The sequence below is a fragment of the Providencia alcalifaciens genome, from assembly GCF_020271745.1.
GTDB lineage: Bacteria > Pseudomonadota > Gammaproteobacteria > Enterobacterales > Enterobacteriaceae > Providencia > Providencia alcalifaciens_B.
Genome location: NZ_CP084296.1, coordinates 585,207 through 608,974, shown reverse-complemented (window position 1 = coordinate 608,974; position 23,768 = coordinate 585,207). Strand labels below are relative to the sequence as shown.

General features: G+C 43.6%; 21 protein-coding genes and 1 riboswitch. Of the genes, 14 read left to right on the top strand and 7 right to left on the bottom strand.

All coding sequences use genetic code 11. The annotated features are described in order from the left end of the window. Positions 1–133: 133 nt before the first annotated feature. Positions 134–787: a glycerol-3-phosphate 1-O-acyltransferase PlsY gene (plsY, locus tag LDO51_RS02675; RefSeq protein WP_225576245.1), complete on the bottom strand. Its 654-nt coding sequence runs from the start codon at positions 785–787 to the stop codon at positions 134–136. 115 nt (positions 788–902) lie between these two features. Between plsY and folB the strand changes: the two genes are divergently transcribed. Then, the gene (folB, locus tag LDO51_RS02670) at positions 903–1,262 is read left to right on the top strand and encodes a bifunctional dihydroneopterin aldolase/7,8-dihydroneopterin epimerase (protein ID WP_225577202.1); all 360 of its coding nucleotides are present in this window, start codon (positions 903–905) and stop codon (positions 1,260–1,262) included. Positions 1,263–1,341: 79 nt separating this feature from the next. Here the strand turns inward: folB and LDO51_RS02665 are convergent, their stop codons facing one another. Both LDO51_RS02665 and LDO51_RS02660 read right to left on the bottom strand, forming a co-directional pair. Next, complete coding sequence (locus LDO51_RS02665) at positions 1,342–2,589, bottom strand: multifunctional CCA addition/repair protein (protein WP_225576244.1); 1,248 nt, start codon at positions 2,587–2,589, stop codon at positions 1,342–1,344. Between the two features lie 10 nt (positions 2,590–2,599). Further along, on the bottom strand, positions 2,600–3,211 hold the full coding sequence (locus tag LDO51_RS02660) for a TIGR04211 family SH3 domain-containing protein (RefSeq protein ID WP_036956260.1): 612 nt from the start codon (positions 3,209–3,211) through the stop codon (positions 2,600–2,602). Positions 3,212–3,492: 281 nt separating this feature from the next. On the opposite strand from LDO51_RS02660, the gene LDO51_RS02655 reads away from it, so the two are divergent. The 5 genes from LDO51_RS02655 to LDO51_RS02635 all read left to right on the top strand — a co-directional run bounded on the left by LDO51_RS02655 (position 3,493) and on the right by LDO51_RS02635 (position 9,641). Further along, positions 3,493–4,455 carry an inorganic triphosphatase gene (locus LDO51_RS02655; RefSeq protein WP_225576243.1) on the top strand — a complete coding sequence of 321 codons (963 nt, stop codon included), beginning with the start codon at positions 3,493–3,495 and terminating at the stop codon, positions 4,453–4,455. 11 nt (positions 4,456–4,466) lie between these two features. After that, entirely contained in the window at positions 4,467–7,310 is a 2,844-nt protein-coding gene (gene glnE, locus LDO51_RS02650; protein WP_225576242.1) for a bifunctional [glutamate--ammonia ligase]-adenylyl-L-tyrosine phosphorylase/[glutamate--ammonia-ligase] adenylyltransferase, read from the top strand. Positions 7,311–7,405: 95 nt separating this feature from the next. Next, positions 7,406–8,833: a bifunctional D-glycero-beta-D-manno-heptose-7-phosphate kinase/D-glycero-beta-D-manno-heptose 1-phosphate adenylyltransferase HldE gene (gene hldE / locus LDO51_RS02645; protein ID WP_225576241.1), complete on the top strand. Its 1,428-nt coding sequence runs from the start codon at positions 7,406–7,408 to the stop codon at positions 8,831–8,833. A gap of 183 nt (positions 8,834–9,016) precedes the next feature. After that, positions 9,017–9,295 (top strand): type II toxin-antitoxin system HicA family toxin, encoded by a 279-nt coding sequence (locus tag LDO51_RS02640; protein ID WP_036956265.1) that lies wholly within the window; start codon positions 9,017–9,019, stop codon positions 9,293–9,295. Further along, positions 9,288–9,641, top strand: coding sequence for a type II toxin-antitoxin system HicB family antitoxin (locus LDO51_RS02635; RefSeq protein ID WP_225576240.1), 354 nt, complete (start codon positions 9,288–9,290; stop codon positions 9,639–9,641). Before LDO51_RS02640 ends, LDO51_RS02635 begins: the two co-directional genes overlap by 8 nt. 68 nt (positions 9,642–9,709) lie before the next feature. Here LDO51_RS02635 and ubiK read toward each other — a convergent pair whose 3' ends face one another. Beyond that, on the bottom strand, positions 9,710–9,988 hold the full coding sequence (gene ubiK, locus LDO51_RS02630) for a ubiquinone biosynthesis accessory factor UbiK (RefSeq protein WP_006662951.1): 279 nt from the start codon (positions 9,986–9,988) through the stop codon (positions 9,710–9,712). Between the two features lie 225 nt (positions 9,989–10,213). Further along, a riboswitch (FMN riboswitch) is annotated at positions 10,214–10,381 on the top strand. 153 nt (positions 10,382–10,534) lie between these two features. On the opposite strand from ubiK, the gene ribB reads away from it, so the two are divergent. Together ribB and ygiD are read left to right on the top strand one after the other, a co-directional pair. After that, positions 10,535–11,188 (top strand): 3,4-dihydroxy-2-butanone-4-phosphate synthase, encoded by a 654-nt coding sequence (gene ribB, locus LDO51_RS02625; protein WP_225576239.1) that lies wholly within the window; start codon positions 10,535–10,537, stop codon positions 11,186–11,188. 170 nt (positions 11,189–11,358) lie between these two features. Further along, positions 11,359–12,162: a 4,5-DOPA dioxygenase extradiol gene (gene ygiD / locus LDO51_RS02620; RefSeq protein WP_225576238.1), complete on the top strand. Its 804-nt coding sequence runs from the start codon at positions 11,359–11,361 to the stop codon at positions 12,160–12,162. 125 nt (positions 12,163–12,287) lie between these two features. Here ygiD and LDO51_RS02615 read toward each other — a convergent pair whose 3' ends face one another. The 3 genes from LDO51_RS02615 to tolC form a co-directional block, all read right to left on the bottom strand. Next, complete coding sequence (locus tag LDO51_RS02615; RefSeq protein WP_225576237.1) at positions 12,288–13,448, bottom strand: glutathionylspermidine synthase family protein; 1,161 nt, start codon at positions 13,446–13,448, stop codon at positions 12,288–12,290. Between the two features lie 6 nt (positions 13,449–13,454). After that, positions 13,455–14,162 (bottom strand): DUF1190 family protein, encoded by a 708-nt coding sequence (locus LDO51_RS02610; RefSeq protein WP_225576236.1) that lies wholly within the window; start codon positions 14,160–14,162, stop codon positions 13,455–13,457. Positions 14,163–14,570: 408 nt separating this feature from the next. Next, complete coding sequence (gene tolC, locus LDO51_RS02605; protein WP_225576235.1) at positions 14,571–15,953, bottom strand: outer membrane channel protein TolC; 1,383 nt, start codon at positions 15,951–15,953, stop codon at positions 14,571–14,573. Positions 15,954–16,260: 307 nt separating this feature from the next. Here tolC and nudF point away from each other — a divergent pair, with 307 nt between their 5' ends. From nudF to LDO51_RS02575, 6 genes are all read left to right on the top strand, one after another. Further along, positions 16,261–16,899, top strand: coding sequence for an ADP-ribose diphosphatase (nudF, locus tag LDO51_RS02600; protein ID WP_225576234.1), 639 nt, complete (start codon positions 16,261–16,263; stop codon positions 16,897–16,899). Between the two features lie 133 nt (positions 16,900–17,032). Beyond that, positions 17,033–17,872, top strand: coding sequence for a 3',5'-cyclic-AMP phosphodiesterase (gene cpdA / locus LDO51_RS02595; protein ID WP_225576233.1), 840 nt, complete (start codon positions 17,033–17,035; stop codon positions 17,870–17,872). Beyond that, on the top strand, positions 17,872–18,462 hold the full coding sequence (yqiA, locus tag LDO51_RS02590; RefSeq protein ID WP_225576232.1) for an esterase YqiA: 591 nt from the start codon (positions 17,872–17,874) through the stop codon (positions 18,460–18,462). Before cpdA ends, yqiA begins: the two co-directional genes overlap by 1 nt. Before the next feature lie 118 nt (positions 18,463–18,580). Further along, the gene (parE, locus tag LDO51_RS02585; RefSeq protein ID WP_225576231.1) at positions 18,581–20,476 is read left to right on the top strand and encodes a DNA topoisomerase IV subunit B; all 1,896 of its coding nucleotides are present in this window, start codon (positions 18,581–18,583) and stop codon (positions 20,474–20,476) included. A gap of 36 nt (positions 20,477–20,512) precedes the next feature. Continuing rightward, positions 20,513–22,768 carry a DNA topoisomerase IV subunit A gene (gene parC / locus LDO51_RS02580; RefSeq protein ID WP_225576230.1) on the top strand — a complete coding sequence of 752 codons (2,256 nt, stop codon included), beginning with the start codon at positions 20,513–20,515 and terminating at the stop codon, positions 22,766–22,768. Positions 22,769–22,824: 56 nt separating this feature from the next. Beyond that, the gene (locus LDO51_RS02575; protein ID WP_225576229.1) at positions 22,825–23,553 is read left to right on the top strand and encodes a 1-acylglycerol-3-phosphate O-acyltransferase; all 729 of its coding nucleotides are present in this window, start codon (positions 22,825–22,827) and stop codon (positions 23,551–23,553) included. Positions 23,554–23,768: the final 215 nt, after the last annotated feature.

Here is a 23,768-nt window from a genome sequence, read left to right as displayed (position 1 = left end):
GGGAAAGCTTTTGATGGCATAGAAAGGGATGATTGAATAGGCAGTGAAGATAACAGATACAAAAAAGGCTGAAATTCAGCCTTTATTGCTTATCAAAGTAATGACTTATTAGAGGAATGATTTGTGAAGAGAGTTAATCGTTGTTATCGTCACGTTGCTCTTGAGCTATCTCTTTGGTTGTTTTTTGCTTTTTATTTTTCAACTTTTGCCAAATTCGGCTTTCTTGTCCGCGCCATAAACGCTGAATGTTGCCATGATGGCGAACAAGTACTAAGCATGACAGCATGGCAACAGGGAAGGTGAACTCAGGCTTAAACCACCACACATAAAATGGTGCTAGTAGTGCGCTGACAATCGCCCCAAGGGATGAGTAGCCACTGAGCAATACGGTGAGCAGCCAAGTGCCTGCTACTAGGCCTGAAAGATCCCAGCCGATTGCTGCGATGGATCCAAATGCGGTGGCAACGCCTTTTCCACCTTTAAAGTGGAAGAAAACCGGATAAATATGCCCAAGGCAGGCTGCAATCGCGACCAAGCCAAGATAGAATGGTTGCACATTTAAATAATAAGCAAGCCATACAGGGATCATCCCTTTCAGTACGTCACAGATCAGTACTGAGGCAGCGGCGGCTTTACCACCGACGCGTAAGACGTTAGTTGCACCGGGGTTACCAGAGCCGTGTTGACGAGGGTCGGGTAATCTTGCCAGACGGCAGATCAAAATAGCACTCGATATTGATCCGCAAAGATAGGCGAAGATTATCATGCCAAGCGCGATAGCACTCATAACTAACTCCAAAAACGGTTTAGGCTATTTATAAATAATTCACTTCAGTCTTGGATAATACGCATATTTTTCCTGAAGTGGTATCAATTCAGCACATAAACGAGAAAATGACGTGATGGATATCGTATTTATTGAACAATTATCAGTCATCACCACCATTGGTGTATATGACTGGGAACAAGATATTGAACAAAAACTTTTGCTCGATATCGAAATGGGATGGGACAATAAACAGGCCGCGATGAGCGATAATGTTGAGTTTTGTTTAGATTACGAAAAAGTGACCCAATGCATTGTCGGACATCTTGAGAATAACAAATTTGCATTAGTGGAGCGAGTTGCAGAAGAGGTCACTCAATTACTGATGAGCACATTTAAGACGCCATGGGTGAGACTGAGAGTGTCTAAGCCAGGGGCGGTTGCTCGTGCTGCCAATATGGGCGTACTGATTGAGCGTGGTACAAAAACCAGTTAATGGGGATTGTCTCGTGGATATTGGCGGTTGAAGTGCCGCCAATGTTTCTATCAAATAATGTTTCTATCGAATAATATTTCTATCGAATATAGCACTGCATTACTTTTTGTATTTTTAGCCACTTTTCAACAGCTTGAATACGCTGATTAGTCAATTCTTCTCGGATTTTTGCGCCTTGGAAGCCCTGCTCAATAATCGATTTTACAGCGACCGCTTTAGCTATCTCATAGGCTTGGCGTAAAAATGTTCCTTGAGGATAGGCTTGGTTTTCTAACCCTCCACGGCCTCTAGCATCAGCTTCACTCACTAAACTAAGCTGAAAAATACGCTCAGGTTTACGCCAGCTATCTAATCCATCAAAGATCCCCACAATATCGGCAGCGCTGAGCTTGTTAATCACATGGATCATATCGTGATATTTTGCAGCAAGGCAGGCGAGATCTTTGGTGCTGGTTGGGATCTTATAACGCTCACATAAGCCGATGATCAGTGGGATCCCTGCTTCCCCATGCTGTGGATGACTCGGCCAGACTGTTTTAGGCGTAAGCCCTTTACCTAAGTCATGGCATAACGCAGCAAAGCGCACATCAATATCTTTCGATAATGTTGCTATCACGCGCATTACCATCAAAATATGGATCCCAGTATCCACTTCTGGATGCCATTTCTCAGGGGCTGGTACGCCGAATAGGTTATCAATTTCAGGAAATAGGATGGCAAGTGCGCCGCATTCACGTAAAACTTCAAAATAAACTTGTGGTGAATTGGACATCAGTGCTTTGTGCGTTTCTGTCCATACGCGCTCAGGGGTGAGATGGGATAGTTCTCCTGACTCCGACATTGATTGCATCAACGCCATGGTTTCTGGGGCAATTCGAAAACCTTGTTCATAATAGCGAGCGGCAAAACGCGCCACACGCAATACGCGCAATGGGTCTTCCAAAAAAGCATCTGAGACATGACGCAGAACGCGATTTTTGAGATCACGCACACCATGATGAGGGTCGACCAACTCCCCTGTATCGCTTTGTGCGATGGCGTTTATAGTTAAATCTCGGCGCAGTAAGTCATCCTCGATGGTAACGTCTGGTGCGCTATAACAGCTAAATCCAGTGTAGCCAGAACCGATTTTTCGTTCAGTTCTGGCAAGGGCATACTCTTCGTGAGTTTTTGGGTGCAAAAAGACCGGAAAATCTTTGCCTACCTGCTGAAAGCCTTGGGCTAGCATCGCCTCTGGCGTGGTACCCACCACCACATAATCTCTATCTGAGATGGGTAATCCAAGTAATTTGTCACGTACCGCTCCGCCGACGAGATAGACTTTCATTTAGGCTCTCTTACATCCAACCATCATTGCGTTTTTTACGGCGTGGAATAATGTGAGGCAGAAGTAATCCTAAAATTAAGCCAGCACCCGCCACGCCACCACCATACATAAACCACTGTAAAATTAACTCACGGCGGCGATCATCCAGATTCACTTCAGCAATGTCTAACTTTTTACCCGCTTTGATAAGCTCGTTTTTCAGTTTTTCATTTTCTGCTTTGAGTTGACGCACTTCGCTATCATTATCGGCTACTTTTTGCTGCATGTCTGCGGTGCGGGTATTCCACGTATTATCAATGTTATCTAATTGTTGACGGAGCTTTTGATTTTCAGCTTCTAACTGTGGAATTCGGCTTTTCATACTTGGGATGTCGCTAAGCTGATCCGTTGGTAACCAAACGGTGCGACCTTTGCCATCTTTAATCTGAGCAAATTTATTATCCACAGAAATGAGTTCAACGGATTCACCTGCGTTTAGCGAGCCAACAATACGGTAGTTGGTGCCTGGGCCACTACGGACATAAGTCGATAAATCTTCAGAAACGTAGCGTGTTTCAGCGTTTGCTGTGATTGAAAGGCCTAACCCCATGATTGAAACAAGTAGAAGTGGAATTTTTCGCATAGTGTTTTTATCTTTTTACGGTGAATGAGTGTCGTATTAATTAAATATTAATAAGTAAAGCCTATTGGTGCAAACGTTAAAGCATAGAGTTGTGTAAATGTTGAATGAGAATGAGAACCTTCCTAACTCACTGGATAATACAATTTTTAAGCATGTTATTGAAATAACCCTCTAAGGGAGATTATGTTTGTAGAATTTTTGGTTTCCGTGCGGTTTCCTTTTCTCTGCTTTCAGGGATTGGGGTAATATGGATGCAGTAAAATTATTAAATAAGGAAATGTATGAACCACATAGAAGTTGAACTCAAGTTAGCGGCTCAGAGTTCTGCTATTGATGCTGTTCGCCAGTGTATTTCGACGCTTTCACCACAATATTCTGCTCCTCGCAAGCTGACTAATATCTACTTTGATACGGCGCAAAGACAATTACGCCAATGGGATATGGGGTTGCGTATTCGGGGCTGTGATGGTCGTTATGAGATGACGATGAAAACGGCTGGGCAAGTGATTAGCGGATTACACCAGCGTCCAGAGTTCAACGTAGAAATTGATTCCCCTGAAATCAATCTCGCGGCATTTCCAGCAGAAATCTGGCCAGAAGGAACGGATATCGCGCAACTTGAGGATGAGTTGGAAGTTCTGTTTAGCACCAATTTCACCCGCGAAACATGGTTGGTGAAATTCGAAGATAGTGAAATTGAAATTGTCTTCGACCAAGGGGAAGTCTCTGCGGGTGCGAAAGATTTACCGATTCAAGAATTTGAACTGGAACTAAAACAAGGCTTTGTGGCGGACGTACTGAATTTAGCGAAGAAATTTGCAGATATCGATGGTCTGAATCTATCCTCCCTGAGTAAAGCGGCGCGAGGCTACTCATTGCTGGCGAGTGAGCCGGTCCCTCTAGTGCGTCCTGAGTCTGTGTTTGATTATGAAGAACAACCGATTGAGAAGTCACTGTTGCACATGCAGCAACTTTGTCAGCAGCATGAACAGTATTGGCTAGCAGATGGTGAGCATGCACGCCATGGACTCAGTGAGTTCTTACGCTTTGTTCAGGCTTTCTTAGTGCATTACCAAAACTCTGCACCGCATTTTGTTCATGATCTCCCTCTGGAGCAATTACGTTTGAATGTGACTGATGAGACGGTCAGTGCAGAAGGTTTTTGTTACAGTAGCCAATGGCTAAAATGCAAATTAGCCTTTATTCAGTGGTTAACCGCCTTAACATATACCGATGTCGAATAGGTACTGAATCTATGCCGCTTTCTTCCGAACTTTTGCAGAACCAACACCAACGTATTATTCAGCAGTTTACGGAGCAATCTTCTGAGTTGCTTCCGCTAAATGAATCTGAACTAAATTTCCTCTCATTCAGTGATTTTGCGTTGAAACAGGTTCTCGCCCATTCCCAATTTTTACAGCATATTCGAGCACTGCCGCCAGTAGGTGATGAATGGGCTCGCTATGGGGAATGGCTGAAGGAAGCGCTAGCATCGGTGACTGATGAAGATCATTTGATGCAGGTTTTACGCACTTTTCGCCATCATATGTTAGTGCGCATTGCTTGGATGCAAACTTTAGAATTATGTACTCAGCGCGATACCATTGTGCAACTTAGCGAACTGGCTGAGGTACTGATTGTTGCAGCGCGAGACTGGCTATACAAAACCTATTGCCTCTTATGGGGAACGCCGTGCGATCGTGCTGGAAACCCACAGCCATTATTAGTGCTTGGGATGGGGAAACTCGGTGGCAGGGAGTTAAATTTCTCGTCTGATATCGACCTGATTTTTGCTTATCCCGAAAATGGGGTTACTCAAGGTGGGCGTAAAGAGCTGGATAACGCACAGTTTTTTACCCGTCTAGGGCAGAAGTTGATCCGCGTTCTTGACCAAGTCACCATTCATGGTTTTGTGTACCGCGTTGATATGCGTTTACGCCCATTTGGCGATAGCGGCCCATTGGTCTTCAGTTTTTCTGCTTTGGAAGATTACTACCAAGAACAGGGACGTGACTGGGAACGTTATGCCATGGTCAAAGCTCGCATCATGGGGCCTGACAGCGTTCACTATGCGGATACGCTACGCAAGTTATTGCGCCCGTTTGTTTATCGTCGCTATATTGATTTCAGTGTCATCCAATCCCTACGTAATATGAAAAACATGATTGAACGGGAAGTTCGCCGCCGTGGGTTGGTCAACAACATCAAATTAGGCGCGGGAGGCATTCGTGAAATTGAGTTTATTTCCCAAGTTTTCCAGCTGATCCGAGGTGGGCGAGAACCTGCGTTACAGTCACAGTCTTTATTTACTGCATTACAAGGCATTGAAGAACTTACATTATTACCAGCGCAGCAAGTTACTCAATTGCAAGATAGCTATATCTTTCTGCGCCGATTAGAGAATTTACTGCAAAGTATCGATGACCAACAAACTCAAACATTACCCGATGATGCTTTAAATCAGGCGCGTTTAGCGTGGGGGATGGGGTTTGCAAACTGGGCTGATTTTTATCAGCAACTGAGTGCGAAAATGGCAACGGTACACCAAATCTTCGCAGAACAAATTGGTAGCGATGACGAGGAAGACCAAGTGGAAGAGTGCCATGAAGCGTACATTACGCTCTGGCAAAGCGAGCTTTCCAAAGAGGAGCTGGCAAGTTATTTACCGTCAAAAGATGAACTCGTCGCAGAAAAAATGATCCACGGAATTAACTTGTTCCGTCATGATCTGAATAAGCGCACTATTGGCCCTCGGGGTCGTGATGTTCTTGATGAATTAATGCCAAAATTGTTGGCAAAAGTGGGCGAGCGCGAAGATGCAGGGCGAGTGATTGAACGTATCACGCCATTACTGCTGAGCATTGTTAGCAGAACAACCTACTTAGAGTTAATGCTCGAATTTGACGAAGTGCTGACTCACGTTATTCGCTTATGCGCGGCTTCGCCAATGATTGCTGAGCAATTAGCTCGCCACCCACTTTTGTTGGATGAATTACTCGACCCGCAATCCTTGTATCAGCCATTACCGCTTACCGCCTACCGTGATGAATTGCGCCAATATTTAATGCGCGTGCCTGAAGATGACGAAGAGCAGCAGCTAGAAGCGCTCCGCCAATTTAAACAGGCGCAATTATTACGTATTGCCGCAGAGGATATTTCGGGGGTGCTCCCCGTGATGAAAGTGAGTGACCACTTAACTTATTTGGCTGAAGCGATTATTGATGCCGTAGTGCACCAAGCGTGGCAAATGATGGTTAAGCGCTATGGAGAGCCTGAACACTTAGCTCAGTTTGATGAAAAACAGTACGGATTTGCAGTACTGGGTTATGGTAAATTAGGCGGCTGGGAGTTGGGTTATAGCTCAGATTTAGATTTGGTTTTTCTGTTTGATTGTCCGATGAATGCGGTGACAACAGGGGATCGTTCCATCGAGGCTCGTCAATTTTATCTGCGTGTTGCGCAGCGTATTATTCATCTTTTTAGCACCCGCACGGCTTCAGGGGTATTGTACGAAGTGGATGCGCGCCTAAGACCTTCTGGTGAATCGGGCATGTTGGTCAGCACAATCCAATCTTTCGATGATTACCAAAAAAATGATGCGTGGACATGGGAGCATCAAGCGCTGATCCGCGCTCGCATGGTATTTGGTGACGGTTCACTGCAACAAAAATTCACGCAAATTCGTCATGAAACCTTATGTCTGCCACGAGAGCCGGGTGTACTGCGTGAGCAGGTGCGGGATATGCGCCTGAAAATGCATCGGCATTTGGGAAGCCATCAGGAAAATGAGTTTGATTTAAAAGCCGATCCGGGCGGGATCACGGACATTGAATTTATTGCTCAATATTTAGTGCTGCGTTTTGCTATTGATAACCCAGCGCTGACTCGCTGGTCTGATAATGTACGTATTTTTGAGTTAATGGCGCAGTATGATTTTATGTCAGAAGAAGAGGCGTATGGCCTAACGCAGGCGTATGTCTCGATGCGTAATGAGTTGCATCATTTAGCGCTACAATCTTTACCAAGCCGCGTGGACAGTCAACAATTTTCAGCTCAACGAGCTTTGGTGCTTGCCAGCTGGAAAAAATGGCTTGAGTAATTGATTAGCTAGCAAATTATTTAGGCGATATCGCGCAGTATGCTAGTATTAGCGGCAATTAATTTCAGATTTTCTTTTCATAACTGGAGTGCGGGATGAAAGTAACCCTTCCTGATTATAAGCAAGCAGGTGTGTTGGTTGTTGGTGATGTCATGTTAGATCGTTACTGGCATGGACCTACGAATCGTATTTCGCCTGAAGCACCGGTTCCGGTTGTTAAAGTGACTATGGTGGAAGAGCGTCCTGGCGGCGCTGCAAACGTGGCAATGAACATCGCGTCACTGGGCGCAAATTCTCGCCTAGTAGGTTTAACGGGGATTGATGACGCGGCTAAAGCGCTGACCGAGAACCTGAATGGCGTGAATGTACGCTGTGATTTTGTGGCAATTCCCACGCATCCAACTATCACTAAGTTACGTGTTTTATCCCGTAACCAGCAGCTGATTCGCCTTGATTTCGAAGAAGGGTTCGAAAATGTGGATGCGCAGCCAATGCTAGAGCGTATCGAGCAAGCCCTGCCACATATTGGCGCGTTGGTGCTGTCTGACTATGCGAAAGGTGCATTAACCGAAGTTGAGAAGATGATCGCACTGGCGAATAAAGCGGGCGTACCTGTTCTTATTGACCCGAAAGGCAACAATTTCGAGCGTTATCGCGGAGCGACGTTGTTAACGCCAAATATGTCTGAATTTGAAGCGATTGTAGGTCGTTGCAAAGATAATAAAGATGTTGAAGAAAAAGGGATGCAGCTCCTGGAATCTTTAGAGTTATCAGCACTGTTGATTACTCGTTCAGAGCAAGGCATGAGCCTGATTCGCCGTAATGAGGCCCCTTTACATTTACCGACTGAAGCGCAAGAAGTCTTTGATGTGACAGGGGCTGGCGATACGGTCATTGGCGTATTGGCGGCATCAATTGCATCCGGTCGTCCATTACATGAAGCGTGTGCATTAGCGAATGCAGCGGCGGGGGTTGTGGTTGGCAAATTAGGAACTTCAACGGTCTCCCCTATCGAATTAGAAAATGCGATCCGTGGCCGCGCAGAAAATGGTTTCGGCGTAATGACCGAGAGCCAGCTTAAGCAAGCAGTATCCGATGCTCGAGCTCGTGGTGAGCGCGTGGTAATGACCAATGGTTGTTTCGATATTCTGCATGCAGGACATGTTTCCTATTTGGCCAATGCACGTAAATTGGGTGATCGCCTGATTGTTGCGGTAAACAGTGACGCATCGACTCGTCGCTTAAAAGGGGAAACTCGCCCAGTTAATCCATTAGACCAACGTATGATTGTATTGGGCGCATTGGGTGCCGTGGATTGGGTTGTGCCATTTGAGGAAGATACACCGCAGCGTTTGATCTCAGAGATTCTGCCTGACATCTTAGTAAAGGGTGGGGATTATCAACCAGATGAGATTGCTGGTAGCAAGGAAGTGTGGGCTGCTGGTGGGCAAGTGATGGTTCTGAATTTCGAAGATGGTATTTCAACCACCAATATCATCAAAAATATTATGAAAACCAAATAATTAGATTTTAATTGGTTTTAGCAAAAGCCTAGCTTTTTGTTTGCATTTACATGCGTACAGAAGTTAGGCTTTTTTGTTTGTGATAGTTTGTCTTAAATGTTAGCTTATTGTGACGTCAATATTTGACGTCACTCTATCATCATTTATTCTATAACCACTAGATTGGATGTCATAGGATAGATGATGATAAAAATGATGGAACTGTCTTCTAAGCACCGTAAGACAATGGTGGATATACTCACTATACCGCCCAAATCTGGAATTAAATGGGATGATGTCTTAAGCCTAATTTGTAATTTGGGTGGAAAAGTTAAAAATGGTAATGGTTCACGACGAAAATTTATTTTGTTCGGCTCTTTGTTTCAGACGCATGAACCCCATCCAGGTAATGTAATGGATAAAGGTGCTATTAGTGGTTTACGTGAGTGGTTTGAGAATGTAATTGGAGTGAAATATGATTAAAGGAAGCAATGTCATGATAATCGACGGGCATCCTGCATCTGTCGCTTATGAATCTGAAATTAAAGCATTTAGAGGTAAGTTTTTAGATGTAACAGGCTATTGTGATTTTGTCTCTGATAGTATCGAGGGATTAATACAAGAAGCGAAAATTTCACTGGGGGAATATGTACTGACTTGTCAGGAAGAGGAAATTAAACCCTTTAAAGACCAAGAGACGATTAGGTCTTTTACTTTGCGCTATCCCAGCCATTTGGAGCCACGTCTAGATGCAATAGCAACCGCTAATAATTTATCTAAAAATCAATATATTGTTCAATTATTAGAACGTGAGCTTATTTCGAAGTAAAAATATATTTGCAAGGTAAACGTGCCCTGAAATTTAATTAAAACATTCAGGGCACTGTAATTTTTGAATCAATCTTCTTGTTTTTCTTCAATCACTTTTTCATCAGAAAAACGGGCTTCAAGGGCGCTGACGCGCTGCTCCATTTTCATCAGTTTTTCACGAGTGCGCAGCAAAACTTGTGTTTGAATATCAAACTCTTCACGGCTAACTAAATCTAATTTGCCAAGCTGAGATTGCAGCAGTGAACGAAGCTTTTTATCAAAGTCTTCACCTAAGTCACGCACACCTTTTGGTAATGCACCTTGAATTTGGCGGGCAACTTGTTCAATTTTTTTCGGATCGAGCATTCGCGGGTCCTTCAGTTTCAATATAACGTCTGCTTTAAGATAGCGTCAGTTTCAAGATAAATCATGTGGGGTAGTGTAATACCTGCGGCGTTATGAATAAACCACCTTCTGACATTATTATAAAAAACCAGCTTTTCATCTTGTTTTTATTGACGAAAAGTGTGAGTAAGTTTCCAGTTTATCGTTTGTTCGTTGCACCATTGAATTATTGGAGTTATATTAATTGCGTAATCTCAGGGCGGGGTGAAAGTCCCCACCGGCGGTAACATGCATCGCGCATGAAGCCCGCGAGCGCTTTGTTATCTTTGGCATTATTGTCATGGATAGGAAAGGTCAGCAGATCCAGTGTGAATCTGGAGCCGACGGTTATAGTCCGGATGGGAGAGAATCACTGTATCTGCATGCTTGTACCTATTGGGTGCAATATTGTTCTACATATTGAATGGCGAAACGGCTGTTAGTCGTTGTGTTTATTCATTTCTCGTACTCCTAAGACTGCCCTGGTTCTGGTAACTCAAATATTGTTAATTTAAGAAGGTTTTTACCATGAATCAGACGCTACTTTCCGAATTCGGTAATCCAACCGAGCGTGTTGAAAATGCAATTGAAGCCCTGCGCCAAGGCAAAGGTATCTTAGTTCTCGATGACGAAGATCGTGAGAATGAAGGTGACTTAGTGTTTGCAGCAGAAACCATGACCACAGAGCAAATGGCAATGACCATTCGCTATAGCAGCGGCATTGTTTGCTTGTGTATTACGGATGAACGCCGTAAGCAGCTTGATATCCCGATGATGGTGGAAAAAAACACCAGCCAAAACCAAACAGGGTTTACGGTCACTATCGAAGCGGCAAAAGGCGTAACGACAGGCGTTTCTGCGGCTGACCGTATTACGACGATTAAAACCGCAATTGCGGATAATGCGGTACCTGCGGATATTAACCGTCCAGGTCACGTATTCCCTCTGCGCGCTCGTGAGGGCGGTGTATTAACTCGCCGTGGTCATACCGAAGCGACAATTGACTTAGCTGTACTGGCAGGTTTCAAACCCGCTGGAGTACTGTGTGAGTTAACCAACGATGATGGTAGCATGGCGCGTGCACCAGATGTGGTGAAGTTTGCTCGCGAGCACAACATGACTGTTGTGACTATCGAAGATTTAGTGAACTACCGCCTTCAGTTGGAAAAAAAAGCCAGCTAATTTGCTAGGTTTTTAAAACGTTTTGCTTATAGAGTCATCGGCCACAAAGTTGCACACCTTTGTGGCCTCTTCAAATTTTTTGATGATCATTCTCATAATTCCCCCACTGTGTTTTTTCTAAAAAAGGGTATGCTGATATTCATTATCCTTTTCGTGGAATTGAGGTCATCATGTCGACAAATAACCAACACTTAACCCATCGAATGCCTGCGGTATTTATCGGTCATGGTAGCCCGATGAACGCGATTAACCATAATTCGTACACGCAAGCGTGGGAAAATCTGGGTAAAACCTTGCCTAGACCGCGTGCGATTTTGGTGATCTCAGCACACTGGTATACCCGTGGAACGGCGATCACGGCGATGGTTAAACCGAAAACTATCCATGATTTTGGTGGCTTCCCCGAAGCTTTATACCAAATTGAATACCCAGCACCGGGCTCTCCAGAGCTGGCTAAACAGGTAGCTGAATTACTGTCTCCAGAGCCAATTTATCAAGATAAAGAGGAGTGGGGACTTGATCACGGTACATGGGAAATTTTAGTCCGTATGTATCCTCAAGCGGATATTCCTGTTGTTCAGCTCAGTATTGATGGTACGAAACCAGCTACTTGGCATTATGAGCTAGGAAAAAAATTGGCGGTATTACGAAATGAAGGGGTATTGATTATGGGCAGCGGCAACGTGGTTCATAATTTAAGAGCGATGGACTGGCAAAATGCAAATGCAGCGCCTTATCCTTGGGCAACCTCTTTTGAGCAGTTTGTGTATGACAATTTACGCAGTCACGAGCAGCCGCATCCACTCACTAAAGGGTTAGATCGTGAAGATGGTAAATTATCGAATCCATCACCGGAACACTTTTTACCTATCTTACCTATTTTAGGAACTTGGGATGGTGATGAAGGGATAAGCACGCCTGTGGAAGGTATTGTTTCCGCATCACTGAGCATGTTGTCAGTGCAAATCGGTTAATATTTTCAAATCGATTAATGCTTTCAAATTGGTTAATACTGAGAACAAAAAATAAGAAAGCGGCACGAAATAGTTCGTTGCCGCTTTTTTTATCAGACACCCTATTTTTATCAAACTACGAAATATTAGTCGATGATAATATGTGGGTAAAAACGAGATAAATCCTGAGTAATCAATTCTTTATCTTCGCGAATGCAGATGCCTGAAGGTTGGTCGTTAACTAACCAGCTTCCCACTAATGTGTAGCTGCCATCAAATTTTGGCAGTGAATGGAATTGCTGGATAATCATCCCTTCTTCACCATAAGGACCATCCGCAGAGGCGATTTCTTTGCCATTTTCGATAACACGAATATTCGCACCTTCACGAGAAAATAGCGGTTTAATCACATAGCTTTCAAGCTCTGGTTTGTTACCATCAGCAAAGTAGGCTGGTAACAAGTTTGGATGGTCAGGGAACATTTCCCATAACATTGGTAGCAACGCCTTGTTGGAAATAATACTTTTCCAAGCTGGCTCTAACCAACGCACACCTGCATCTTGCAGTTTGGTTGAGAAGATTTCTCTGAGCATAAATTCCCATGGATACAGTTTGAACAGGTTACTGATAACCTGATCTTGTGTATCGGTGAATTCACCTTTTTCACCTAGCCCGATTTCATCCATATACAGGAATTCGGTCGCTACGCCAGCTTCGTTCGCACAATCTTGCAGATATTGGACAGTGCCACGATCTTCTTCAGTATCTTGGCAGCAAGCCATATGTAGCAAGCGGAAACCGTATTGATCTTTCAGCTCACCAAAGCGCTCAATCAGTTGCTCTTGAATACTGTTAAACTGGTCAGCATTTTCTGGCAGTTTTCCAGCTTCGATTTGGTCTTCTAGCCAAATCCATTGGAAGAACGCTGACTCATACAGTGACGTTGGTGTATCTGCATTATTTTCCAGTAACTTAGGTGGATTTACGCCATCGTAAGCTAAGTCGAGGCGGGAATATAATGAAGGTTGCTCACTTTTCCACGAACTACGAACAAATTCCCAACAGTGTTTAGGAATTTGAAAGCGAGCGAGTAACTCATCGCTTTCAACAACGCGCTCAACCACTTTTAAACACATTTGGTGAATTTCAGCGGTAGCTTCTTCAATTTCTTCAACTTGCGCTAGCGTGAATTGGTAATAGGCATCTTCAGACCAGTACGGTTCGCCGTACATAGTGTGGAAGTGAAAACCAAACTCATCCGCTTTTTCGCGCCAGTTAGGACGCTCTACAATAGGAACACGTTTCATTACTTATCAACCACCCATTGAACGGGAAGAGGATGAGCTGGATTTCGCGGACGAAGATGAACGTTGTGCTGTCGCTTGTTTGTTGACTGTGTCACCGAAACCGCCACGAGTAATGGTGGAGGTGGTGGCAGGTTTTGGTGCCATAGCGGTTTTTGGTACGCTCATTGAACGACCGCCCGCAACAGCTGGACCATAACTTTTACCCGTTGAATCAACAAATTTACCATTTGCTGGGCTTGCTGGGTTTTTAGAGCTAAACAGTGGTTGAGATGGTGCGCTACCGCCCATCATACGACCCATCATGTAGCCCATCATTAATGGCATCCACATGCTGCCACTACTTTGTGGTTGAGCGGCAGGCTCGCCTGCTGCTGGTGTGCTTGTACCTGCGATGCCTGCTTGAGCTGGTGCTTGAGTACACATTGCTTCACCAAATTCCGCTACACAATCTTCTTGAGTTGCGTATTTTGGCGCCGTTTTAGCGGCTTCATTCAATGCGTTGTTATACGCAAGGGTGCATTGGTCTGCTTGAGATGGATTTGCTTGGCTACAGTCTTGCGCATTAGTGTACAGAGACACGGTTTCATCGCTCTCTTCACACGCAGACAGCATAAATACAGCACTGACCGCAACAGCGACAGGGGCTAAACGGTATGAGCGCCAAGACTTACGGAAGGCGTTCTGATTAATATTTTTGGTACGCTTCATGGTCATGGTAATTACCTTGAATAAATAATAAGTAAGAGGTTCGAGATGTTGCCCTTAGAATAGGGGATATAGGATAAAAATTAAAGTACAAATGCTGCACAAATAATGGGAAATGATGGATTTAGCGAAATTGATTCCATTTTTACGTGTTGTTGGTGAAATCTAATGCCGAGTAATTCCTATTTTTCTTTGATATCAATAAATTAATTATGATGATTTTTTGACTATAGTTGCAATTAACCTAAGTCAGAATTGACTGAATTTTAAAAATTAGGTGAATAAATAATGCGGTAAGTTATTCATTATTTAGAGAACAGACAAATTCGCGTTATTTTAAAATAAGCGTTTGGATGATAGAGCTAAAAAAATAGCCCGCCATTTGAGCGAGCTATTTTCATCGACTAAATTAAATGATTATTTAATTTTTGGTGCAGTCGAGTTGCGAATAATGCTGTCAGGTGAAGTTTGGATCTCTTTACCTAAGCTGGCATTTAAACGAGCAATATCTTCTTCGTTTAACGTACCACGTGCAAATTCGATGTTCAGTTGGTTGATCATATAATCGTAACGGGCGTTAGACAGGTTTTGCTTCGCTTGATACAGCGCAGTTGTTGCTGTTAACACGTCAACGATAGTACGAGTTCCCACTTGGTAGCCAGCTTCCATTGCATCTAATGAGCTCTGTGCTGAAACAACCACTTGTTTATAAGCGTTGATGCTACTGATTGATGATGTCACGTTGTTATATGATGAACGAACCAATTGAATTACGTTGCGGTAAACGCTTTCCAGCTGTTCGCTAGCACTTTGGAAACCGTATTGTGCTTGTTCAACTTGTGAACTTACTGCTCCGCCAGAATATAAAGGCAGGCTCAATGTTAAACCAATACTATTTTGGCCATTGTAGCTGTTGCTTGCACCGCCAGAACGATCATAACCACTACCATGTTGGTAAGAGTTTGCAACGCTAGTGGATGCATCTAAGCCCACGGTCGGCATATGACCAGTTTCTGCTAAACGGATGTTTTCACGAGAAACGTCTTGCGCTAAACGGGCACTCAGTAAGCTCAGGTTACGTTGCTCTGCTTCTTTTAAGATAGATTCAACATCGTCTGGATTAGCGGTTTTGAAACGGTCGATATTTAAAGAGGCTAACTGGCTATAGTAAACACCGCTAACTTGGCGAAGTTTTTCAACCGCGTTAACTAAATCATTGCGACCAGCGACTTCTTGTGCAATTACGCTATCATAATTTGCACGGGCGTTTTGCACGTCAGTGATTGCGACTAAGCCAACGTTAAAACGTTGAGTTGTTTGGTCTAACTGGCGGTAAACCGCTTCTTTGTTGGCTTGGATGTAAGATAACGCATCAATAGCTTTCAATACGTTAAAATAAGCCGTTGCGGTATCTAAAATAAGCTGTTGTTGGCTTGTCTGATAGGTAACATCAGAAATTCCTGCGGTTTTTTCTTGAAGATCCAGTTGGCGCCATTTTGACATGTCAAATACAGTCTGGGTCAATTTTAATGATGCATTAAGACCGGTGCTTTCTGTGTTGCTTGCATCTCGATAACCACTGCCATAGGTTGCTCCAGCGCCTAAACCTAATTGCGGTAATAGCGGGCTACGTGCTTCGTTGATTTTCTCAAAAGCTTGATTACGTTCAGCAAATGATTTTCTGAGTTCCGGGTTACTGTCTTTAGATTTTTGGTAAACCTGAAGTAAATCTTCTGCGTAACTATTAGCACTGAGACCCACAAAACTCATCGCAATAAAAAGGGGAAGCAGTTTCTTCATTTGGATTCCTTGATTAAACAGCAAATTATATGGAGCCTGTTGTCTAAAACTTATCATGTTATGGATGATGATAGGCTGTTGGAACTCTGAAAAGAGAGACCGTTCTCAAAACAGACCCTATTGTTGCTCATAAATTTGAATAATGGCACATATTGTAACAGAGGTGTGGCACTGAAAACGGTAGCCTTTTGTGCCATTTAGTCTCAATTATTTAAACATTACCTCATCTAAGGTTAAAAAACCTTAAAAACTGATTTAATCCTTTCATCTTTGTTAGTATAAAAATGAAAGGATTAGGAGACTATCAATGAATAATAAAATCGAAAATCCGATTAAATACAGTAAAAATGATATTGAAATTATATCTAAGCGTAAATTATTTAACGGTTTTTTTCAAATGGTTGAATATCGATTTAAACATCGATTATTTGAAGGCGGATGGAGTAAAGAAATTGTTCGCGAAGTGTTTGAAAGAGGGCATGCGGGAGCAATACTGCCTTATGATCCACAAACCGATAATGTCGTGTTAATCGAGCAAATTCGATTTCCTGCTTTTGAATCAAGCCAAACGCCATGGTTGTTAGAGATAGTAGCGGGAATGATAGAAGAGAATGAATCCCCTGAAGAGGTGGTTCGTCGCGAATCAACGGAAGAGGCAGGTCTCACCATTGGACGTTTAGAAAAATCGATTAGCTATTTATCAAGCCCTGGAGGCACCAGCGAGCGGATTCATGTTTTTGTTGGTGAGGTCGATAGCTCATTGGCAAAAGGTATTCATGGCTTGGCCTCGGAAAATGAAGATATTCGAGTGCATGTAGTGAGTCGAGAGCAAGCTTATCAATGGGTTGAAGAGGGTAAAATTGATAATGCGGCAACCGTGATTGCCATTCAATGGCTACAACTGAATCACCAAAAGCTGCATGAAAAATGGGTGAAACTGATTTAAATAACCATTAATCTAGTGAAGTGTGTGCTGATTAGCAGATATTGAATGGATAGTTAGGTTAAAATCAGTGACCTACGCACTTCACAGTTTAGGCGATAATACTTAGCGCTATTTTTAAGGAAAAAGGAAAACTTTGGACAGCCAGCTTAAAGTGACTGCTAATAACCCTAAAGTTATTAGAATATTACAAGTTACTGATACGCATCTTTTTGCTGATACGGAAAACACCCTTTTAGGGATCAATACTTACCGAAGCTATCAGGCGGTACTTGATGCGATTGTAGAACAAAACTTACCTGTCGATTTAATTGTCGCCACAGGGGATCTCGTTCAAGACCAATCACCTAAAGCTTATCAACATTTTGCGGCTGGGATTGCGCGTATTCCTGCACCTTGCGTTTGGCTACCGGGAAATCACGATTATCCTCCCGCGATGGTAGGTACCTTAAAAATTGCGGGTATTTCGAGTGCGAAGCAGGTCTTTATCGGTGATGACTGGCAAATTTTAATGTTAGATAGCCAATTACAAGATGTTGCTCACGGTGAGCTTTCTGAGCAGCAACTGGAATGGATGAAACAGTGTTTAGACGAGCAGCCGACACGCACGACACTGATTATGTTGCATCATCATCCATTACCTTCTGGCTGCACTTGGCTAGATCAGCACAGTTTACGAAATTCACATATTTTGGCGGACTATCTTAAAAGCTATCCCAATGTGAAAGCAATGCTATGCGGGCATATTCACCAAGAGATGGATGAAAACTGGCACGGTATCCGCCTGTTAGCAACGCCATCAACCTGTGTACAGTTCAAGCCACACTGCACCAACTTTGCTTTAGATACGGTTGCCCCGGGCTGGCGCTATCTGGAACTAACGGTGAATGAGCAAGGGGAAAGAGTGATTGAAACCCAAGTTTATCGTTTAAATACTCAGGAATTTAGCCCTGACTTTGATTCAGATGGTTACTAATGGCAACGTTACTGTATATTCACGGGTTTAATAGTTCTCCACTGTCTGAGAAAGCGAATAATCTGAAACAGTGGTTGGCAGTGCATTATCCTCAGATCAACATGATTGTTCCGCAATTGCCTAATTTTCCACAGCAAGCGACAAAATTACTCGATGATATCCTTGCCGAACATCAGCACGAAACAATCGGTTTAGTAGGTTCCTCATTGGGGGGATATTTTTCCATTTATTTTTCTGAGCGCTACCAAATTCCTGCCGTATTAGTGAACCCTGCGGTACGTCCGTTTGATTTACTCAGTGATTATCTTGGGGAAAATACCAATCCATATACCCATGAAACGTATGTGTTAGAACCCAAACATATGTATGAATTGAAGGCTCTGCATCTCGAAAAGGTACGCTCACCAAACTTACTTTGGTTATTGCAGCAAATGGGGGATGAGGTACTTGATTATCGTCAAGCCGTTGCCTATCTTTCAGAGTGTAAGCAAACGGTGGAACCGGATGGGGATCATGCATTTGTTGGGTTTGAACGTTATTTCCCGCAGATCATTCGCTTTTTGTCTCTGGCTGATAGCGCAGAGAAATAGTGCGAAAACGCCAATACACTGTTATTATCAACAGTAATTCACTGATTGAATATACCCAATCTTCTTGAATTATTTAGGGTATAGTTCAATTAATCATCTATTACCGCAGAATGACAACATGACTCAATCTAGTTATAACGCAGAGGACATTGAAGTTCTCAGTGGTTTGGAGCCTGTTCGCCGTCGTCCTGGCATGTATACCGACACCAGCCGACCGAACCATTTGGCTCAAGAAGTAATTGATAACAGTGTCGATGAAGCCTTAGCTGGACATGCCGGACACATCCAAGTGATTTTATACCCCGATCAATCCCTCGAAGTGATTGATGATGGGCGTGGTATGCCTGTTGATATCCACCCAGAAATGAAAGTCTCCGCGGTTGAGCTGATTTTAGGGCAACTGCATGCTGGGGGAAAATTCTCCAATAAAAACTATCAATTTTCGGGTGGTTTGCACGGTGTTGGTATCTCCGTGGTCAATGCGTTATCAAAACGTATTGAAGTCACAGTGCGCCGTGATGGTCAGGTTTATCAAATTGCGTTTGAAAATGGTGAAAAAGTCGAAGATTTACAAGTCATTGGTACTTGTGGCAAGCGCAACACCGGAACCAGTGTCCACTTCTGGCCTGATGAAAGCTATTTTGATAGCCCGCGTTTCTCCGTTTCACGTTTAATGCATAACTTAAAAGCAAAAGCTGTTTTATGCCCTGGCGTACAAATTACGTTTAAGGATCTGCTCAATGAAACTGAGCAAAGCTGGTGCTATAGCGATGGGTTAACCGACTACTTAATGGAATCAGTGGATGGCTTTGAAGCACTGCCTGCCAAGCCGTTTACGGGTGAATTCTCTGCGGAAGTTGAAGCCGCTCAATGGGCGCTATTATGGTTGCCAGAAGGTGGCGAGCTACTGACGGAAAGCTATGTTAACTTGATCCCAACAGCGCAGGGCGGTACTCATGTTAATGGGTTACGCCAAGGCTTACTCGATGCGATGCGTGAATTCTGTGAATTCCGTAATATTTTGCCGCGCGGAGTGAAGTTATCTGCGGATGATATTTGGGATCGCTGCGCCTATGTTTTATCTGTTAAAATGCAAGATCCGCAATTTGCAGGACAAACTAAAGAGCGTCTCTCTTCTCGTCAATGTGCGGCTTTCGTTTCTGGCGTGGTGAAAGATGCCTTTAGCTTATGGCTAAACCAGAATGTTCAAGTCGCTGAGCAACTGGCTGAAATGGCGATTTCTAGCGCTCAGCGTCGCTTGCGTGCGGCGAAAAAAGTGGTGCGTAAGAAACTCACGAGTGGTCCAGCATTACCAGGTAAATTAGCGGATTGTAGCTCTCAAGATCTCTCCATGACGGAACTGTTCTTAGTGGAAGGGGACTCGGCAGGTGGATCGGCAAAACAAGCACGTGATCGTGAATACCAAGCCATCATGCCGCTGCGCGGTAAGATCCTCAATACATGGGAAGTCTCTTCTGACGAAGTTTTAGCTTCCCAAGAAGTTCACGATATTTCTGTCGCGATTGGTATGGATCCTGATAGCGAAGATATTTCTCAGCTACGATACGGGAAAGTCTGTATCCTCGCGGATGCGGACTCCGATGGTCTGCACATTGCCACATTGCTGTGCGCTTTGTTTGTGCGCCATTTCCCTAAATTGGTCAAAGAAGGGCATGTCTATATGGCAATGCCGCCACTGTATCGTATCGATTTAGGCAAAGAGACTTACTACGCATTAGACGAAAGTGAAAAAAATGCGGTATTGGAAAGATTAAGCCGTAAAAAAGGCAAACCAAACGTCCAGCGCTTTAAAGGATTGGGCGAAATGAACCCGCCACAACTGCGTGAAACGACGTTAGATCCAAATACTCGCCGCCTCGTTCAGTTAACTATCGATGATGATAATTACACAGAAACCATGTCGAAGATGGACATGCTTCTGGCTAAAAAACGCTCAGAAGATCGTCGTAACTGGCTGCAAGAAAAAGGCGATACGGCAGAAATTGATGTCTGATCATAATCGGATGAATAAGAGTAAGGAACGTATTGAATGAGTGAAATTACTCATGACGGTGTGGAGCGTTTACCGCTTCATGCCTTTACTGAAAACGCCTATCTGAACTACTCGATGTACGTCATCATGGATAGGGCGTTGCCATTTATCGGTGATGGACTTAAACCAGTTCAGCGCCGAATTGTGTATGCCATGTCCGAATTGGGGCTGAGCAACACGGCCAAATATAAAAAATCAGCCAGAACCGTCGGTGACGTATTAGGTAAATATCATCCGCACGGTGATAGCGCCTGTTATGAAGCGATGGTGTTGATGGCGCAGCCATTCTCCTACCGTTATCCTTTGGTTGATGGTCAAGGAAACTGGGGGGCTCCGGATGATCCGAAATCCTTCGCTGCGATGCGTTATACCGAATCTCGTTTATCAAAATATGCAGAAGTTCTACTTAGCGAATTAGGTCACGGTACCGTTGATTGGGTACCTAACTTTGACGGTACATTAAATGAACCGAAAATGTTGCCTGCCCGTCTGCCAAATATTTTATTAAATGGTACCACCGGGATCGCCGTAGGTATGGCGACCGATATTCCACCACACAATGCCCGCGAAGTGGCAAGTGCGCTGGTGGCGCTACTGGAAAAACCAAAGTTAAATCTTGATGAGATCATGCAGTTTATTCCGGGACCCGATTACCCAACGGAAGCTGAAATTATCTCGTCACCGGAAGATATCCGTAAGGTTTACCAAAACGGTCGTGGCTCAGTGCGTATGCGTGCGGTATGGGAAAAAGAAGATGGTAATGCGGTTATTACTGCGCTACCTCATCAGGTTTCCGGCGCTAAAATCCTTGAGCAAATTGCGAACCAGATGCGCGCGAAAAAGCTGCCAATGGTGGAAGATCTACGTGATGAATCGGATCATGAAAACCCAACGCGCTTAGTGATCGTTCCGCGCAGCAACCGCGTGGATCTTGATCAAGTGATGACCCACTTGTTTGCAACGACAGATCTTGAAAGAAGCTACCGTGTTAACTTAAACATGATTGGCTTAGATAACCGTCCGGCAGTGAAAGGGCTGGTAGAGATCCTCACTGAGTGGATTACGTATCGTCGTCAAACGGTACGTAATCGCTTAAACCACCGTTTAGAAAAAGTATTAAGACGCCTGCATATTTTGGATGGCTTACTCATCGCTTATTTGAATATCGATGAAGTTATTGAAATCATTCGTAATGAAGATGAGCCAAAGGCCGTCTTAATGTCACGCTTTAATATTAGCGATACCCAAGCTGAAGCGATTTTAGAATTAAAACTGCGTCACTTAGCGAAACTCGAAGAGATGAAAATTCGTGGTGAACAGGATGAATTAGCCAAAGAGCGTGATGAGTTACAAGCGATTTTAGGTTCTGAAGCTCGTCTGAATACCTTGATTAAAAAAGAGATTCAGGCGGATGCTAAAGCTTATGGTGACGAGCGCCGTTCGCCGCTGCAAGAGCGTGAAGAAGCCAAAGCACTTAGCGAGCATGAAATTCTGCCATCGGAGCCGATTACTGTCGTCTTGTCTGACATGGGTTGGGTGCGTAGTGCGAAAGGGCATGATATCGAGCCAAGTAATCTGAGCTACAAAGCGGGAGATAGTTTCAAAGGCGCCGCCCGTGGTAAGTCTAATCAAGCGGCGGTATTCCTTGATACCACTGGACGTAGCTATTCTGTCGACCCGCTGGAGTTACCTTCTGCACGTAGCCAAGGCGAGCCGTTAACGGGGAAATTAACACTTCCACCGGGTGCGACTATTGAGCATGTGCTGATGGCGCCGGAAGAGCAGAAATACTTAATGGCATCTGATGCGGGTTATGGTTTTATTTGTACCTTTAATGATTTGGTGACAAAAAATAAAACCGGTAAGGCGTTGATATCGTTACCTGAAAATGCAAAAGTAATGGCACCGATTGAGCTAAATAACGAAAAAGAAGATTTGTTATTAGCCATCACGAAAGCCGGTCGCATGTTATTATTCCCAGTGTCTGACCTCCCTCAATTATCCAAAGGGAAGGGGAATAAAATCATTAACATCACAGGGGCGCAAGCCGCAAGTGGTGAAGACTTACTGGTTTGGTTAATGGTGATCCCACCGCAAGCCTCGATCACACTCTATTTCGGTAAGCGTAAACTGAAATTTAAATCAGAAGACTTACAGAAATACCGTGCAGAGCGTGGACGTAAAGGAACATCGTTACCGCGTGGTTTACATAACATTGAGCGTATTGATGTTGATTCTGCGGGTATAGAGTAAAAATAACAATAATTCAAGGGCTTGGTTAAAGCCCTTTTCATAAGCTAAGGAATATTATGCTAGCGCTAATTAGAGCTATCATTGTGATCATATTTACGATTTTTGTGTGTATAGGCGGCAGTATCTATTGCCTATTTAGCCCACGTAATCCAAGACATGTGATGACGTTTGGCCATATGTTTGGGCGCTTGTCTCATGTGCTCGGTATTAAAATGATTGACCGCGTTCCGGCAAAAGCTAAGGATTACGGTCCAAGTATTTATATCGGTAACCACCAAAATAACTATGACATGGTCACTATGTCGAATGGTGTTCAGCCAAGAACCGTTACTGTGGGTAAAAAGAGCCTTGTTTTGATCCCATTCTTTGGTTTCTTGTATTGGATCACGGGAAATATTTTAATTGACCGTGGTAACCGTTCGAAAGCGCATAACACCATTTCCCAAGTTGCCGAGCAGATTAAATCTCGTAAGATTTCAGTTTGGATGTTTCCTGAAGGAACACGTAGCCGTGGTCGTGGCTTACTGCCATTTAAAACGGGCGCATTCCATGCTGCGATTGCTGCTGGTGTGCCAATTGTACCTGTGTGTGTATCTACCACACAGAACAAAATCAGCTTGAACCGTTGGAATAATGGTCATGTGATCATTGAGATGTTAGAGCCGATTGATACCTCGAAATACTCTAAAGATCAGGTTCGTGAGCTGGCGGAATATTGTCATGACTTGATGGAAAATAAAATCAAAGAGTTAGATAAAGAAGTTGAAGAGTTGAATAAACGTTAATCTCAATAATTTTACTAAGTTCAATGATTTTACTAAGTTAATTGGTATCGACAGTGGGAAGTTCATTCAAAACTTCCCACTGTGTTATTTTGGCTATGACATTTTCACGGTGAGGCATTTACTACGCTATTCCCGCGGATTATTTAATCCCATCCATAATTATTACCGTTCAAATATTATTATATTTCAATTATTGATACATATATTTTTAGAAT